This is a genomic window from Enterovibrio norvegicus DSM 15893, from assembly GCF_900115495.1.
Lineage (GTDB): Bacteria > Pseudomonadota > Gammaproteobacteria > Enterobacterales > Vibrionaceae > Enterovibrio > Enterovibrio norvegicus.
Genome location: NZ_FOWR01000007.1, coordinates 135,136 through 149,396 on the forward strand (window position 1 = coordinate 135,136; position 14,261 = coordinate 149,396).

The following is a 14,261-nucleotide window of genomic DNA, read 5'->3' on the forward strand; positions in this document are numbered from 1 at the left end:
CATGGCGACAATGAAAGACATTGCAAAGCTTGCGGGGGTCTCCACCTCCACCGTTAGCCATGTGATCAACAAAACCCGATTTGTCAGTGACGAAATTGCAGAACGCGTAAATGGTGCAGCCAAAGAGCTGCACTATTATGCCCCTTCCGCCCTGGCGCGTAGCCTAAAAATCAATCGCACCAACACCATTGGCATGCTAGTGACCACCTCCACCAACCCCTTCTTCGGCGAAGTGGTCAAAGGCGTCGAGCGCAGTTGCTACCACCTTGGCTATAACCTGATTCTTTGCAACACAGAAGGCGATGCGACCCGCATGAAAGCCTCTATTGAAACCCTGATGCAAAAACGTGTCGATGGGCTGATATTGATGTGTTCAACGCTCGAAGGTGAGCAAGATGAAATCTACGATCGCATGGGCAATCTTCCCGTAGTGATCATGGATTGGGGCCCAACCTCGTTTGCGTGCGACAAAATCCAAGATAACTCGCTGCACGGCGGGTATCTCGCCACCAAACACCTGATTGATAACGGCCACACCGAGATTGGCTGTATCACAGGGCCGTTGGTAAAAAGCCAAGCTCAGACCCGTTTTGAAGGCTTCAAACGCGCCATGCAAGAAGCCAAGTTGCCGATCAATCCGGCGTGGGTCATTGAATCAGACTTCGAATGTGAAGGCGGCGCAAATGCCTTTGTACAGATGCAGCAACACGCGCATCAACCGAGCGCTATCTTTGTCTGTAACGACATGATGGCGATGGGTGTGTTGAACAGCGCCCACGAACAAGGCATCAAGGTGCCAGAGGACCTGTCGATCATCGGTTACGATGACATCCACATCGCCAAGTTCATGACCCCGTCACTCACCACGGTTCACCAACCGAAATATCGACTCGGCAAAGCCGCGGTGGATGCCTTGATTGCACGAATTGGCGATAGCGACAGCGAGAAAAAAGTCGTGGAGCTTGAACCCACGGTGGTTGAGCGCAACACCGTCATTGCACACCATTAAACAGACTACTCTGCCTGCATTCTCTTCGCGTTATACGAAATAGACACACCTGCCGTTTATGAGAAAACGAGACAAGTTCTCTGGATTTGTTTCGTTCACATCCAAATGTTTCCCGCACGTTTCATAAGCTTCTAGCACTCCACGTTTGATATCAAAGTGACTCATGAGCCAATACCGAGCTTTTGCCATTCAGCACACCCGTCTGTTTTACATGATCCGCATTTCCTTTGTGATGACCGCTATTTTGCTGATCGTGCGCGTGTTTGAGTTACCCTATGGCTATTGGGCTTTAATCACCGCCGTCACCATTCTTGGTACAATCCCATTCATCGGGGGCGTGCTGACAAAAGCCAATCAGCGAGTATGGGGTACCGTCATTGGGGGTGCTGTTGGGCTCGCGTTGTTTCTCGTTCCCGAGCAATATCATTGGACACACCATGTGCTTTTTCTTGGAGCCTTGCTGGTGGCAATGTATTTCACCCAAGAGAAATACGCCTATGCTGCGTTAATGGTTGCGATCACCATTGTGGTTGTCGCTGGTGGTGGGCCGGCTGATTTTGATGCGGCAACGTGGCGTATTTTAAACGTCGCCTGGGCGGCGGTATTCAGTGTGTTATCAAGCGTGTTTATCTTTCCTTCACGAGCAACAACGCACTTTCTGTATATGCTCGAACAATTCCTGCAACAAAGTGCCAAATACTATCACCAGCATAATCAATACATGCATCCGAACGGCAACCCTGACCCGTCTACACCCTTTGAACCATTGCACGCAGACAAACTTTCCGCACTCATAGATCAACAACAAAATTTGCTGCCTCATGTGCAGAAAGAAACGCAAGCACACAGCAATCTCTACACCAATATCTTGCTGATTGAAAAGCGTTTATATGCGGATTTAGAAGCACTCATCAGTACACATTGGGATGCACAACAAGGCAAAGATAAAATCAGTGATATGCCGGGGTTGATGGAGACAAAAGAAGCCCTCGCGCTGCAGTTTCAACAACTCGCCGAACAGGTCGCCAACAAATCAGTAAATGCAGTGTTGTTGGAAGACATTTCGTTGTTGCAGCTCATCCCAAAAGGCCATGACGAACTGCGTGATGACGACAGTGACATCAGTTACTTTGGGTATCTGTGGTTAAACCGAGAAATGGCGAGACAGTTTGCCCATCTCACTGAAGTCTCGAGCAAGTTATTCAGGTATCAGTGATACTGTCATGAACACCATGTTTGATATTCAACGCCCCTTTATGGCTTGATACTTCCTGTTTTCAGACTCAAACCTTTCCCGGTTCTTCTCGGGGTCGAACAGGTTTTCCGTCAACGACAAGGTTTCCCACTCGCTGCGTTCGATTTCAAAGAAATCACCCGCATAGATATGAATAGCTCGCGTGAACAAATTGGTGGGGTTCGTAACAGAATGGATGGCATCGATATTCATGCAGATCACTTCCCCCGAAGAAATAGATGCCGCCCCAGCCGCTTCAATTTCCCCTTCGCCCGCATCTTTCTTGCGACGCCAGAATATATGGTCTTCTCGCCCCTCATACACCCCCACCACAGCCCACATATTATGATTGTGTGCTGGCATGGTCATGTGTGGTGCCCAAACGAAGTTAACAATAGAGAGTGTTTCGGATGCATATAACTTTTCGACACTCGCCACGTTTTGTTGCCCTAACGCCTGTCGGACCTGGTGATGGTCCTGAATCATGTCAGAAACAATATTCCTAATTGCCTCTTGGGGAGTGTCTGTCGTTAATGCGTGTTGGCAGGCTTCAATGAGGCTATCGAGTTCAAACGTTTTAGAAGCGGCGCCCATAGATTACATCCTGTTGGTGTGGTGACTTTTGTGAGACGAGTGTTGTTAATCACAACACCTCTTTCTTGATAGCGCAATAACAAGGCAATGCCAAGTTTGAGAAGCGAAGTGTAAACCTCACAACCTTCATACAAAAAGACAGACTCTAGGTGATTGCATGCATTCCCCCGTGTTTCGTATATGCTCTAGCAACCTGAAGATGCAGGATTAAACGCACTTTACTGGTGTTATGATCAAGGCGTCCCTTGCCGATCACTCTTCTGATTTATCGAACAACCCATCCCCAGAGGTGAGCAGCATATTCAGTAGATCATCATGGCTGAGCGGCTCACCTGATAACACACTCGCCAGCACCACACTGCCGAACAGTTGCGGCGACAGCAACACATCTGCTTTTACTTGTTTCACTTTGTTCATGTTCTTTGCATCATTTACCGCAATCACGGTTTTGATGTCTGCAGACAGTTCTTTCACTGACAGCACGATAAACGCATTCGTTGCATCATCAGTCGTTAGCGCGAGCACGGCTTTGCATTGTTCTGCGCCGGCTTCTTTCAGCAAGGTATTGTCGGTTGTGTCACCAGAGAGAATATCCAGTTTGCTACCAATGCGCTGTTCAATCGCCGGAAATTTCTCTTCATCCTCCGAGGTCAGCACCGTCACATCGAACCCACGCTTTTTCAACTGAGCAATGGTACTGGTTGCCAGTACTGATGTGCCGCAAACAATAAAATGGTTCTTTCGATTCATGGGTTTTTGAACTCCTTTCACAAGCTTATTCAAACCACCACGGATCACAGGCCCAAACACCGTGGTCACAGAAGTGGCAAACACGGTAATACCCGCAATGATGACGGAAATGGTAAACAGACGAGCAGGCTCACTGTGAGGAATAATGTCGCCATAACCCACGGTGGTCATGGTGACCATGGCGAAGTAAAACGCCGTCATCAAATCATGGATGACAGGTTGAAAACCTGCACCGAAATACAGCGCCCCATAAGTGGCATAAAACAACAACACAGCAAAACTGATAAAAGAGGCAATTCCCCCTGCGGTAGCACTGGAGTGATTGAAATCTTTCCCCATCACCATCAAGAGTAAAATAGCGCCACCGCTCCAGTACAAATGCCGTGTCAATTGCGGAAAAAAATGCCATGTAAAGGTAAACACGATGGCCAGCAAAATAATGCTAACAGCCCAAGCAATACGGGCTCGGTAAAGCAAACCGATCGCATTGAACATGAGGAATACACCGAGCAGCAACCACGGGCCATTAACGGCATCCGCCCAATTGATGTTGGTGAAGCTCTTGATGTTGAACAGTTCGATAAGATCAATCGGCTGCCCCCATACAGAGCGCAGAATAAGTAGGCCGTTAAAGAAAACGGCCACAGCAACGAGAAAGTGGCGAAGGTATCGCCAACTCGATACCAAGCGGCTCCACATTTGAAGGTGTATGTTCAAGAGTTGGCTGTTATGAAAGAAAACAATCTAGCCAGTATAGGAAGCCAATTTCACGACGTTTGCGCAGATGACAAGACAGAGAGGCATTTAATGTCGACATCAAATCGCGTCAACCGCACAATCACTGTCTAATAATCGGCATGCTTTGCCACGTTCTTTCATGCAGCAATTCGCAGCCCGTTTCGGTGATCACAATATTGTCTTCATGCACCATCATCTTGTTGGGCGCAAACGCCATTCCCGGCTCAAGCGTCAACACCATACCGGGTTTCAATTCCACGTCGCCATTCGGCACATGCGAAGGCCACTCGGTAAGCTGCATACCCAGCCCATGCCCCATTCGGCCCACGTTGTTGCTCAGTGCGCCCCCCCTTTCGAGTTCTGCCCACATGGCTTGCCACACATCGCCCGTGGTACGTCCCGGCGCTGCTATATTCAGTCCCGCTTCCGTGGCGGCATAGACGGTGTCATACGCACGGAGGGGATCGGGCTCTACCTCTCCAAAGCCAAAGTTCCTGTCAAAATCACAGAAATAGCCATCAAAATTCGCGCCCGTGTCGATGATCAAAACATCGCCGTCATTCAGCACGCGATCGGTGGGCCCCATTATGATGTTGTCATACCCACCCAGCCCCGATGCTGAAATCAAATACGGGCAGTTGTCAGCCCCTAAACGCAACATTTCAAGATGCATGGCTTTGCATGCTTCTCGTTCTGTCATACCTGTAGAAAGGTGTCCACGAAGATACTCAAAGCCCGCGGCAGCAACATTGCAGGCAAAGCGGACTTTTTCAATCTCAGCCAGTGATTTGATGCTGCGAATATCTCGAACACTGGTCGACACATCGACCAGTTCGTGATGTGCCAGAATCTGCTGTAATGCAGCAAAGTTATGCGCAGGCATACGGAGATGGGTTTCAGGCCCTAACATGGCGCCCACGCGACGAAAGCGACTGCTGACCTCAGCCAAGGTTGTCGCCAACAAAGAGACACCGTCATCTTCCGGCTGTGGCGAAGGCCAGCTTCTTACATCATCAATCCATGTTTGGTCGAAACCCGACACACCAATTTCTGGCACCACCGCAATAGGCTTACCATCCGCGGGCACCACCAGAAACCAGGGACGCGTAGGGCTCTCCCAAAACTGGGATTTGAAGCCACTGAAATATCGAAACTCAGCTTCCGTTGTGAAGAACGCCGCATCGATTTGCTGTTCGCACATGCGCATCTGCAATTGCAATGTTCTATTTTCATATTCAACCAATGCGAAGCCGCGAAGCGGCGCCACTAAGGGCGATGTTGGCATGTCCCTATCCTTCTATTGATACGTCATTAAGTATGGTCTAACTGAATAATATGTCCCTTGGCAGTAATGCGATGCTCGGGAAGAAAATCAACAATGCAGACATGAGTAAAAGAATTAGAAAGAACGGCAATGTCCCGCGAATAACCTCCAGATATGGACGCTCAAATATCGCGATTGCCGTGAAAATGTCACAACCAAAGGGTGGCGTCGCCGAACCGATCGCCATTTGCAGGGTAATCAACACCCCTACAAGGATGGGATCCAGCCCCGCCGCATTGACGATCGGCATGAAGATAGGCGTTAGGATCAACAGCACCACTAGCGAATCGACAAACATACAGCCGACGAAAAACGCCAAGGCAATAACAAATAGAATGTACTCAGGGGATGCACTGCTTAAATCCAGTGGCGCGAGTAATTCTTGAGGGATTTGCTCAAACGAGATGTACCAAGAAAACGCTTGTCCAACACCCACCAATACAAACACGACCGCCGTGATCAAGCCTGTGCTCAATGCAGCGTCGCAGATGTCTTTCACACCCAGCGTTCGATAGAAAACACATTCGACGATAATGGCATAAAGCACCGCAAAAGATGCCGCTTCCGTCGGTGTTACCACGCCTGAGTAAATCCCGCCGATGATGAGCGCAGGAAAACCCAAAGGTAAAATGGCTTTTTTGATGGCTTCGATTTTTTCTGCGGTATTGGTTTCTTCCACCAAGCTGATGGAATCCGCATGCTTGGCGCTGTAGAGATAGCTATAAATCGCGAAGAAACCCGTTAACACGATGCCAGGACCAATACCTGCAATGAACAGCTCACCCACACTGGCATTGGCTAACGTGCCATACAAAATCAAGCCAATACTCGGGGGAATAAGAAAAGCGATGTCACTAGCATTGATGATCAACGCCATCACAAAGCTGTCTTTATAGCCCGCCTGTAACAGCTTAGGGCGCATGATCTGCCCCACCGACACAACGGTCGCTTGTGTGGAACCAGACACCGAGCCAAATAAGGTACAGCTGATACACGTCGTGATCGGTAAGCCGCCGCGCAAGTGCCCAACAAACGCTTGAATCAAACCAAGTAGGTTATGCGCCGTGTGTCCGCGCGTCATAATGTCTGCGGCCAAAATAAACATGGGCACCGCAATCAGCGCATTCGGAGAAATGCCCGTGACCATTTGCTGAATCAACACTTCAGGGTCAACTTGCGAGAAATGAATCAAGCCAATCAGTGCCCCAACTGCGAGCGGAACCACCATCGGAAAGCTCAAAAAGAGCAGCACTATCATCACAGAAACAAGCGTAAATGTGATCACGTAGATATCGAGTTCACCGGCGATAATGTCGCCAAAAAACTGCATTACATCGCTCATTACAATGCGCTCCCTTTGTCGGTTTTATCTTCCGTGACATCAAAAGACACATAGATTTCCTTGTGTAGCAGGTTCATCACAAAACTCATGGCGTACTGCAATCCCGCCATGGCAAAGCCAACAGGGATAATGGCGTAAATGTAGTAAACCGGCATTTGCAGCGCAGGACTTAAACGGTTGATGCTCTTGAGCTCTAACACATAAAACACCGACAAATAGGCGAGATAAAACAACAGCAACGAGGTAGTGAGTGCAATCACTGTTGTGAGGATTTTTTTGGCGCGCTGGCTGAGCGAGTCATACACAGCGGTCATGCGAATGTTCCGCCCTTTTCGCACCGCATACGCAAAGCCAACAAAGGTCACACCAACAATGAGGAACTGATTGAGCTCTTCAGAGAAGAAGATGCTTTTGTTAAACGCGTAGCGACCAATGGCATTCGCCGTCGAATTTGCCATCATCACGAGAATGCCTGCCATGATCAGAAAGCGTTCTAGCTTCTCCGTCATGATGCTTATCTTCTTCAACAAGTTTTTCATAACACGTCCTACACGCGTATCGGCAATACATTCCAGCCATTCACAAAAAGCTGTGCTTGGCCGATTGCCGACCACGTTTGATGTTATTGACTCAACAGGTAAATGCGCCACCTTCCATACAGGAATGTCCGACGCATCACCGAAGACAAAGGCTGGCGGTTATTTCCCGCCTGACGCCGCGTCGACTTCACTCAGTAAGCGTTGAAGGATGTTTTGAGCGCCTGCACGCGCGGCTGCTTTTTGATCATCCGGATACGCGTTCGCGACCACATCGTAGTATGTGCCGTGGAGGTTTTCGCTCAACGCTTTGAAGCGATTGCGCTCTTCTTCCGTTAACACCACCACTTGCATGTCAGGGCGCTCTTTCAGGATTTTCTCCATGTTTTCGCTGTTAATGCGGATTTGGTAGTCATACGCCGCTTTGTCTGCCGCCTTAATCGCTTTTCGGATCATGGCTTGTTTCTCTTCAGACAAACCGCTGAACCACTTGCTGTTGGTCGACACTGTGCTCACATAAGGTTGCTGACCAGGGAACATCAGGAAGTCCTGCACCTCATGCCATTTGGCGTTGTAGATGAAGTAAATCGGGTTCACCATGCCATCAATGGTTTTGAGCTGAAGCGAACCGTACACTTCACCCCAAGACAAAGGGGTTGGTGTCGCGCCAAACGTTTTGTACGTTTCAACGGGAATGGTTGAGGTAAAGGTGCGGATTTTCTGATCGGCAAAATCTTCTGGTGAACGCACGGCTTTGTTTGCACCCCAGACCATTTCGCCTTCAGACATCATGGAAAGTAGTTTCAAATTCACGCTCTCAAATTTCGGCGCGAGTTCGTTGTAAATGGTTGGGCTGGTCGTCAGCACCTTGTGCGTCACTTCTTCGTCCGTACCCAGCACATACGGCAGGCTCACCGCTTGCACTTCTGGCACGTACGAGCCCAAATGCCCCGAGCCAACAGACACAAACTGAATGGTGCCTTTTGCTGCAAGCTCAACGATGTCATTTTCAGTGCCCAGCTGGCCGTAGTAATAAATACGAACACGAATATCACCGTCCGATTCTTTCTTCATTACCTCGGCAAATTTCTGCGCGTAAATGTCCTGCACATCGGTTTTGTCTTCTTCTGAGGCAAACTTCCATGTTTCAGCTTGTGCGCTGAACATCATGCCTAAACTCAGTAGAGCTACGCCAAATCGCTTCATCCTTTCTTCCTTCTTTTTCGCTATCCAAAAATCACCTTCACCGAATTTTCGCCGCACTGATGCACCCAAGTGGAAGAGGCCACTTGGAGACATGTCACTTGAAGACATCGTGATGTAGGTGGTTAGCTAATGGCTGCGTTTTATCGCAGCATGGGACTGATTCAATCGACCATGGCAGTACTCAAACGATCGTTGACCAGTTGGATCCAATAACGCGCACCTAGGGGAAGGATACGGTCGTTGAAATCATACTTAGGGTTATGAAGCGCACAGCCGCCAACAGAGTTCACGCCATTGCCCAACAACACATAGCAGCCAGGCTTAACACGCAGCATGCTAGAAAAATCTTCTGAGATGGTCAGCGGCTCACACTCGGCATTCACCTTGTCAGCCCCCAGCACTTTCTGCGCAGCTTCTATGGCATAAACGGTTTGCGCTTTCGCATTCACGGTGGGGTAAAACGTGTTGGTGAACGTAAATGCTTGGCTTGCCCCCGCCGCCTGACATATCCCTGCCACTATCCGCGCCATGCTTTCTTCAATACGGGCTAACGTCGCTTCTGTGAAGCATCGACAATCCCCTTTGATGGTCACTTGGGTGGGAATGACATTGACGGTGCCATCTGTAATAAATTCGGTCGCAGACACCACAGCAGTGTCGCTGATTGCACTGAGATTTCGGGACACAATGGTTTGCAGCCCGAGGATAACTTGCGCACCGACAACCATTGGGTCGATGCCTTGATGCGGCAATGCAGCGTGGCCGCCAATACCTTTAATGGTGATTTCAAAACTGCTTTCACTTGCCATGAGTGACCCTGGGCGCACCATGAGTTCGCCTTCCGCAAGACCGGGGAAATTATGAATGCCGTACACTTCATCAATCGAAAAGCGCGTAAACAGGCCATCATCAATCATGGCTTGCGCCCCACAGCCATGCTCTTCGTCAGGTTGAAAAATGAAATACACTGTGCCGTTGAACTGCGGGTTTTGCGCGAGATAACTCGCCGCACCAAGTAACATGGCTGAATGCCCATCATGACCACACGCATGCATTTTTCCATCGTGTTTAGAGCAGTGTGAAAAGGTGTTTTGTTCGTGAATGTGCAGCGCATCCATGTCAGCACGAAGACCAATACTGGCGTTACTGTTACCACATTTAAGTATGCCCACCAGCCCCGTTTTCCCGATATTTCGCTCGACCTGAATGCCAAAGCTTTCGAGTTTTTCAGCAATGAAATCCGCCGTAAGGTTCACATCAAACCCACATTCTGGAAATTGGTGCAGGTGCTGACGCCATGTCGTCATGTCCGCAATCAACTGCGGCGACAAAGACGACGCTGAACTCAAAGAAGGTGATTCAGAAGAAGACGATGACATGGTGTGCGCTCCGTATTCCGTCATTAAAAAAACATCCTTATTTCAGACAATAGAAACAGATGCGCTATTGCGCGAGATGCTGTTCAAGCAACACGCCAAAGCCTTCAATCGGCTTTGGGTATTTCAGTAAACGCAATGAATCCCAGACCAACGCTTGATTACTGGTCACCACGGGCTTATCAAGTGCCACTTCAACACGCGCTAACACTGAAGTAGCACGTAAAGCGGTGCATGAGATAAAGAGTAAATCCGCCTCGGGGTCGCAGCGTGAAATGGCCGCCTGCGCAATGTCTTCCGGCGAGATGTAGGTCATGGCGGTGTCATCTTCAAAGCCAAACCCCGCAATGTTGAGCACCTCATACCCCTGCGCTGAAAATAGAGCGGCCATCTCGCGGTTAACGGCGTCAGTGTAGGGCGTCAATATGGATAACTTTTTCGCCCCCAAGACATCAAATGCATTCAATGCGGCAGTCACAGGGTTAGTAACCGCAACGTCTGGGCGCGTCTGATGCACAAGCGCCGTGACACGTTCATTGCCAATCGCCACCGTGCCTGACGTGCAGGCATAGATGATCACGTCCAAATCAGTATTAGGAAGAATCGCGTCTGCCGCCGCACTGATGCCTGGCGCCATGGTGCGGAGGTTTTCAACCGTGAGCGGGTTGACGTTTCTCACTCGGCTGGTGAAGGCGCGAACATCGTTCGGGTACAAGCGATTAAGGTCTTGCTCGATATTGAAATCTGTCGCGAGCGCAATCACGCCGATCCGCCCTAATGGTGCAAGGTGCTCCAATGCATACGCAGGTACTAAGGTTTCAACCTTCATCTCATCCACTTCTTTCAATCTGCACGCCGGTTTGTTCGTTACATTTTTTTCACAAGTGCAATAATCTCCCGAAGAGTTTGAAGAATTTCCTAATAAAGATGTCATTGAATGAAGAAAATCCGCATTTTTTATGCGCTATAGTGGTTTTTTAGTACCAATAAGAAATAAAGGCGTTAACAAGGGGTTAGCAACCACTTTTCGTCTCAAAAACGGGCATAAAACGCTTCCATGATTAACACCTATTTTCAAAGGACGAACGGGTATGGCGCACTCTTCCACCACAGCGATAGATAGCTTTGATCGAAAAATACTGAACATTGTTCAAGTGTCGAATCGTGCAACATCTGACTACATAGCCGACCAAGTGGGGCTTTCACCCGCCGCAGTACAACGCCGCTTAAAGCGGCTAAGAGAGCAGAAGATCATTCAAGCGGATGTGTCAGTGGTTGACCCTAGAGCCTTGGGTTATGCCATGACCTTTGTTGTGCAAGTCACGCTCGAAAGAGAGCGTGTAGATTTGATGCACAATTTTAAAAAGGAAATGAAAGCCAATCGCTCGGTGCAGCAATGCTATTACGTGACGGGAAGTTCGGATTTTATTCTGATTGTGACCGCGGCAGATATGGCAGGATACGACACTTTCACCCGAGAAGCCTTCTTTGATAACGCGAACATCAAAAGCTTTCAAACCAATGTGGTGATGGACCCTGTCAAAGTGGGTCTATCCGTGCCGATTGATGAGCACGCAGAGTAAGCATTTTCCTGTTTTTTAAAAGAAAGCGGCGCGAAAACGCGCCGCTTTTTGACGTGAATGTCTCGTCATTATTTGGCTAACCCTTAGCCAACAAGTTCTCGGTAAAGCTCAGGATCTGTTGCACCTTCAGTGCCTAACACCAGCACACGGCTGGTGCTGTCTAAACCCAGTTTGTTTGCATACTCAGGTGAATGGTTTGCGATGATTGCCGCGGCATACCCAGGCACCGCCGATTCGCCCGCTTCGATCGCAGGTTCGGCTTCTCGGCCCTTTGCCAATATTCTCATCGCTTGAGGAATGGCTTCTTCGCTGATGGTCATAAAATCATCAGCGCCATTAGAGAGGATCGTCCACGCTAAGCTAGAGACTTCACCACAGGCGAGCCCTGCCATTAAGGTCTCTAAGTCACCCAATACAGCCACGGGTTTCCCTGCTTGGGCACTTTGTTGAAGGCAATTCGCTTCTTCTGGTTCAACAACAACGAATCGAGGACGTGCTTCTCCCCAGATATCCCAGAAATAGCCACACACCGCAGAGGCCAAGCCCCCTACGCCACCTTGCACAAACACATGCGTTGGGATCTCACCATCCAGTTGTTCGACGATTTCAGACAACATGACGGTGTAACCTAATGCCACGTCTTTCGGGATCTCCATGTACCCTTCGTAGGACGTGTCCGACACGATAACGCGGCCGTGCTTTTTTGCTTCAGTATCAGCGGTTCGCACCGACTCATCATAGTTACCCGTGATGCGAATTACCTGCGCACCAAACGACTCCATCGCTTGTTTGCGGCCTTCTGACACATCACGATGAACATAAATAATGCACTGACAGCCGAACATTTGTGCGCCCCAAGACACTGAGCGCCCATGATTGCCATCCGTCGCACAACTCACGACGACATCTGCGGCTTCTTTCTGCCACTTCCCCGCCAGTAAATCGTCCATGGTGGGCATTTCGCCATGACGCGCTTGCAGCACAAGCTGAAGCTGTTTGGCTACCGCATACGCGCCGCCTAACGCCTTGAAGCTTTTCAAACCGAAACGCAGAGATTCGTCTTTGTACCAGAGTTTACCCAACTTCGCCGTTTTGGCCGTAGTACTCAAATCATGCAGCGGTGTGGGCGCATATCCCGGCCAACGAGTAATGTCTCGAATCGCGGTTTGCGCATGTTCAACATTTAACACCGAGCGTTGCTCTGCACTGTAAACGTGCTCGGCAGACGCAAGAGGATTTGAGAAATGGGTAAGAGACCCTGATAGTTTCAGCATGTTAATTAAAATCCTTTTCCTATCTGTAATACGCAGACCTGTTTACCGTATAAGGCGAAATCAGGTCGCGCTTGATACTAGAAAGTGTACTGAGAGATCGTGCGTCATTTCTCTATTCTTGCGCAATGTCATGAGGGTTATGTGCAATTTCCCCTAAACGCACGCGGAATTTATGCACCCATCGCTGGGTTTCGCTAGTAAAGCAAGTTCGCGGGTAGGGCAGGCATTCGCCGACATGACTGATTTCCGCAGACGTGAACGGCAAACACAAACCCTTTGCGCCCTAAAAACAAAACGCCCACCTGCGCGTCAAAAACACAAATGGGCCTTGAGATTTCTCGCGCCTTGCGCTGAATCGGTTTCTGCGCTGAATAAGAGCCCGTTCAGACCACGGCGCTTTTCAGACAGTAAGACTGTTAGAACAAACGGCGTTTCAGCCCTGTTTTTTCCAGTACACGCGTCGTGATTTCTTCCACAGACAGCGCGGTGGTGTTGATGTAGGAGATGGCTTCTCTGCGGAACAGCGATTCAATCGTGTTCACTTCCTGTTCGCACTGTTCTGTGCTGGCGTATTCACTGCCTGACAGACGATTTTCACGGATTTGCGTGAGGCGTTCAGGATCAATCGTCAGGCCAAACAGCTTATGACGATGAAACTCAAACTCCGGCAACAAGCGAAGCATCTTCATGTCTTCGGCAATAAATGGATAGTTCACCACACGTAAGCCAAACTGCATCGCCATGTACAAACTGGTGGGGGTTTTGCCGCTGCGTGATACGCCCAACAAAATGATGTCCGCGTGCTCTAAGCCTTTTAGCGAGACGCCGTCATCATGCGCCAGCGTGTATTCGATGGCCGAAATGCGGTCAAAATAGGTATCTGAATCTTTACCGACACTGCGTGAGCGCTGCAGTTTTGGTTTGGGTTTCATCAACGTATCTTCCGCGACCCGTTGCACCACACTTTCCAACACATCGTAGAAAAACGCAGGCGCTTCCAACAAGCGTTCGCGAATGCCTGGCACCACCATCGAAAAGAAAACCAAGGGCTTCACGCCATCACGTTCATACGCATGCTGAATGTGTTTTATCAGCTCGCAGACTTTGTCTTCCGTCTCGACGAACGGAAAGGTTTTCTCATTCACGTCGAACGCAAATTGTCCCAGTACGACATGTCCTAACGTCTCACATGTGATGGCTGTCCCATCCGAAACATAGAAGACGTCTCGTCTTTGAATATCTTTATGCATAGATGGTTAATCTTCTCGCAAAATTTTCATAGGATATAAACATAA

General features: G+C 49.3%; 13 protein-coding genes. 3 read left to right on the forward strand and 10 right to left on the reverse strand.

The window, feature by feature from the left end; translation table 11 throughout:
* Position 1 precedes the first annotated feature (1 nt).
* Together BM082_RS06300 and BM082_RS06305 are read left to right on the forward strand one after the other, a co-directional pair.
* Positions 2-1,009, forward strand: a complete 1,008-nt coding sequence (locus tag BM082_RS06300) for a substrate-binding domain-containing protein (protein ID WP_017010107.1) — start codon at positions 2-4, stop codon at positions 1,007-1,009.
* Between the two features lie 163 nt (positions 1,010-1,172).
* A complete protein-coding gene (locus BM082_RS06305) occupies positions 1,173-2,225 on the forward strand; it encodes an FUSC family protein (protein ID WP_017010106.1) in 1,053 nt (350 codons plus the stop codon).
* A gap of 27 nt (positions 2,226-2,252) precedes the next feature.
* Here the strand turns inward: BM082_RS06305 and BM082_RS06310 are convergent, their stop codons facing one another.
* From BM082_RS06310 to BM082_RS06345, 8 genes are all read right to left on the reverse strand, one after another.
* Positions 2,253-2,837, reverse strand: a complete 585-nt coding sequence (locus BM082_RS06310; RefSeq protein WP_017012904.1) for a hypothetical protein — start codon at positions 2,835-2,837, stop codon at positions 2,253-2,255.
* 252 nt (positions 2,838-3,089) lie between these two features.
* Positions 3,090-4,286, reverse strand: a complete 1,197-nt coding sequence (gene kch / locus BM082_RS06315; RefSeq protein WP_074925941.1) for a voltage-gated potassium channel protein — start codon at positions 4,284-4,286, stop codon at positions 3,090-3,092.
* 139 nt (positions 4,287-4,425) lie between these two features.
* Complete coding sequence (locus tag BM082_RS06320; protein ID WP_074925947.1) at positions 4,426-5,610, reverse strand: M24 family metallopeptidase; 1,185 nt, start codon at positions 5,608-5,610, stop codon at positions 4,426-4,428.
* A 37-nt stretch (positions 5,611-5,647) separates the two neighbouring features.
* A complete protein-coding gene (locus BM082_RS06325) occupies positions 5,648-6,991 on the reverse strand; it encodes a TRAP transporter large permease (protein WP_017010102.1) in 1,344 nt (447 codons plus the stop codon).
* Positions 6,991-7,530 carry a TRAP transporter small permease gene (locus tag BM082_RS06330; RefSeq protein WP_074925952.1) on the reverse strand — a complete coding sequence of 180 codons (540 nt, stop codon included), beginning with the start codon at positions 7,528-7,530 and terminating at the stop codon, positions 6,991-6,993. Before BM082_RS06330 ends, BM082_RS06325 begins: the two co-directional genes overlap by 1 nt.
* Before the next feature lie 159 nt (positions 7,531-7,689).
* The gene (locus tag BM082_RS06335; protein WP_074925957.1) at positions 7,690-8,733 is read right to left on the reverse strand and encodes a TRAP transporter substrate-binding protein; all 1,044 of its coding nucleotides are present in this window, start codon (positions 8,731-8,733) and stop codon (positions 7,690-7,692) included.
* A 161-nt stretch (positions 8,734-8,894) separates the two neighbouring features.
* Positions 8,895-10,112 (reverse strand): M20 aminoacylase family protein, encoded by a 1,218-nt coding sequence (locus BM082_RS06340; protein WP_208862518.1) that lies wholly within the window; start codon positions 10,110-10,112, stop codon positions 8,895-8,897.
* Positions 10,113-10,176: 64 nt separating this feature from the next.
* The gene (locus BM082_RS06345; RefSeq protein WP_074925966.1) at positions 10,177-10,938 is read right to left on the reverse strand and encodes a maleate cis-trans isomerase family protein; all 762 of its coding nucleotides are present in this window, start codon (positions 10,936-10,938) and stop codon (positions 10,177-10,179) included.
* 262 nt (positions 10,939-11,200) lie between these two features.
* Here BM082_RS06345 and BM082_RS06350 point away from each other — a divergent pair, with 262 nt between their 5' ends.
* The gene (locus tag BM082_RS06350) at positions 11,201-11,692 is read left to right on the forward strand and encodes an Lrp/AsnC family transcriptional regulator (RefSeq protein WP_017010097.1); all 492 of its coding nucleotides are present in this window, start codon (positions 11,201-11,203) and stop codon (positions 11,690-11,692) included.
* 83 nt (positions 11,693-11,775) lie between these two features.
* Here the strand turns inward: BM082_RS06350 and BM082_RS06355 are convergent, their stop codons facing one another.
* Complete coding sequence (locus BM082_RS06355; protein WP_017010096.1) at positions 11,776-12,966, reverse strand: diaminopropionate ammonia-lyase; 1,191 nt, start codon at positions 12,964-12,966, stop codon at positions 11,776-11,778.
* A 416-nt stretch (positions 12,967-13,382) separates the two neighbouring features.
* Complete coding sequence (gene ppsR / locus BM082_RS06360; protein WP_017010095.1) at positions 13,383-14,216, reverse strand: posphoenolpyruvate synthetase regulatory kinase/phosphorylase PpsR; 834 nt, start codon at positions 14,214-14,216, stop codon at positions 13,383-13,385.
* Positions 14,217-14,261 lie beyond the last annotated feature (45 nt).

Excerpts from the sequence above, each read along its gene's own strand:
- BM082_RS06335 (WP_074925957.1), bottom strand. The coding sequence starts at position 8,733 with ATGAAGCGATTTGGCGTAGCTCTACTGAGTTTAGGCATGATGTTCAGC.
- kch (WP_074925941.1), bottom strand. The coding sequence starts at position 4,286 with ATGTGGAGCCGCTTGGTATCGAGTTGGCGATACCTTCGCCACTTTCTC.
- BM082_RS06305 (WP_017010106.1), top strand. The coding sequence starts at position 1,173 with ATGAGCCAATACCGAGCTTTTGCCATTCAGCACACCCGTCTGTTTTAC.
- BM082_RS06355 (WP_017010096.1), bottom strand. The coding sequence starts at position 12,966 with ATGCTGAAACTATCAGGGTCTCTTACCCATTTCTCAAATCCTCTTGCG.
- BM082_RS06320 (WP_074925947.1), bottom strand. The coding sequence starts at position 5,610 with ATGCCAACATCGCCCTTAGTGGCGCCGCTTCGCGGCTTCGCATTGGTT.
- BM082_RS06340 (WP_208862518.1), bottom strand. The coding sequence starts at position 10,112 with ATGTCATCGTCTTCTTCTGAATCACCTTCTTTGAGTTCAGCGTCGTCT.
- BM082_RS06350 (WP_017010097.1), top strand. The coding sequence starts at position 11,201 with ATGGCGCACTCTTCCACCACAGCGATAGATAGCTTTGATCGAAAAATA.
- BM082_RS06310 (WP_017012904.1), bottom strand. The coding sequence starts at position 2,837 with ATGGGCGCCGCTTCTAAAACGTTTGAACTCGATAGCCTCATTGAAGCC.
- BM082_RS06325 (WP_017010102.1), bottom strand. The coding sequence starts at position 6,991 with ATGAGCGATGTAATGCAGTTTTTTGGCGACATTATCGCCGGTGAACTC.
- BM082_RS06345 (WP_074925966.1), bottom strand. The coding sequence starts at position 10,938 with ATGAAGGTTGAAACCTTAGTACCTGCGTATGCATTGGAGCACCTTGCA.
- BM082_RS06330 (WP_074925952.1), bottom strand. The coding sequence starts at position 7,530 with ATGAAAAACTTGTTGAAGAAGATAAGCATCATGACGGAGAAGCTAGAA.
- ppsR (WP_017010095.1), bottom strand. The coding sequence starts at position 14,216 with ATGCATAAAGATATTCAAAGACGAGACGTCTTCTATGTTTCGGATGGG.
- BM082_RS06300 (WP_017010107.1), top strand. The coding sequence starts at position 2 with ATGGCGACAATGAAAGACATTGCAAAGCTTGCGGGGGTCTCCACCTCC.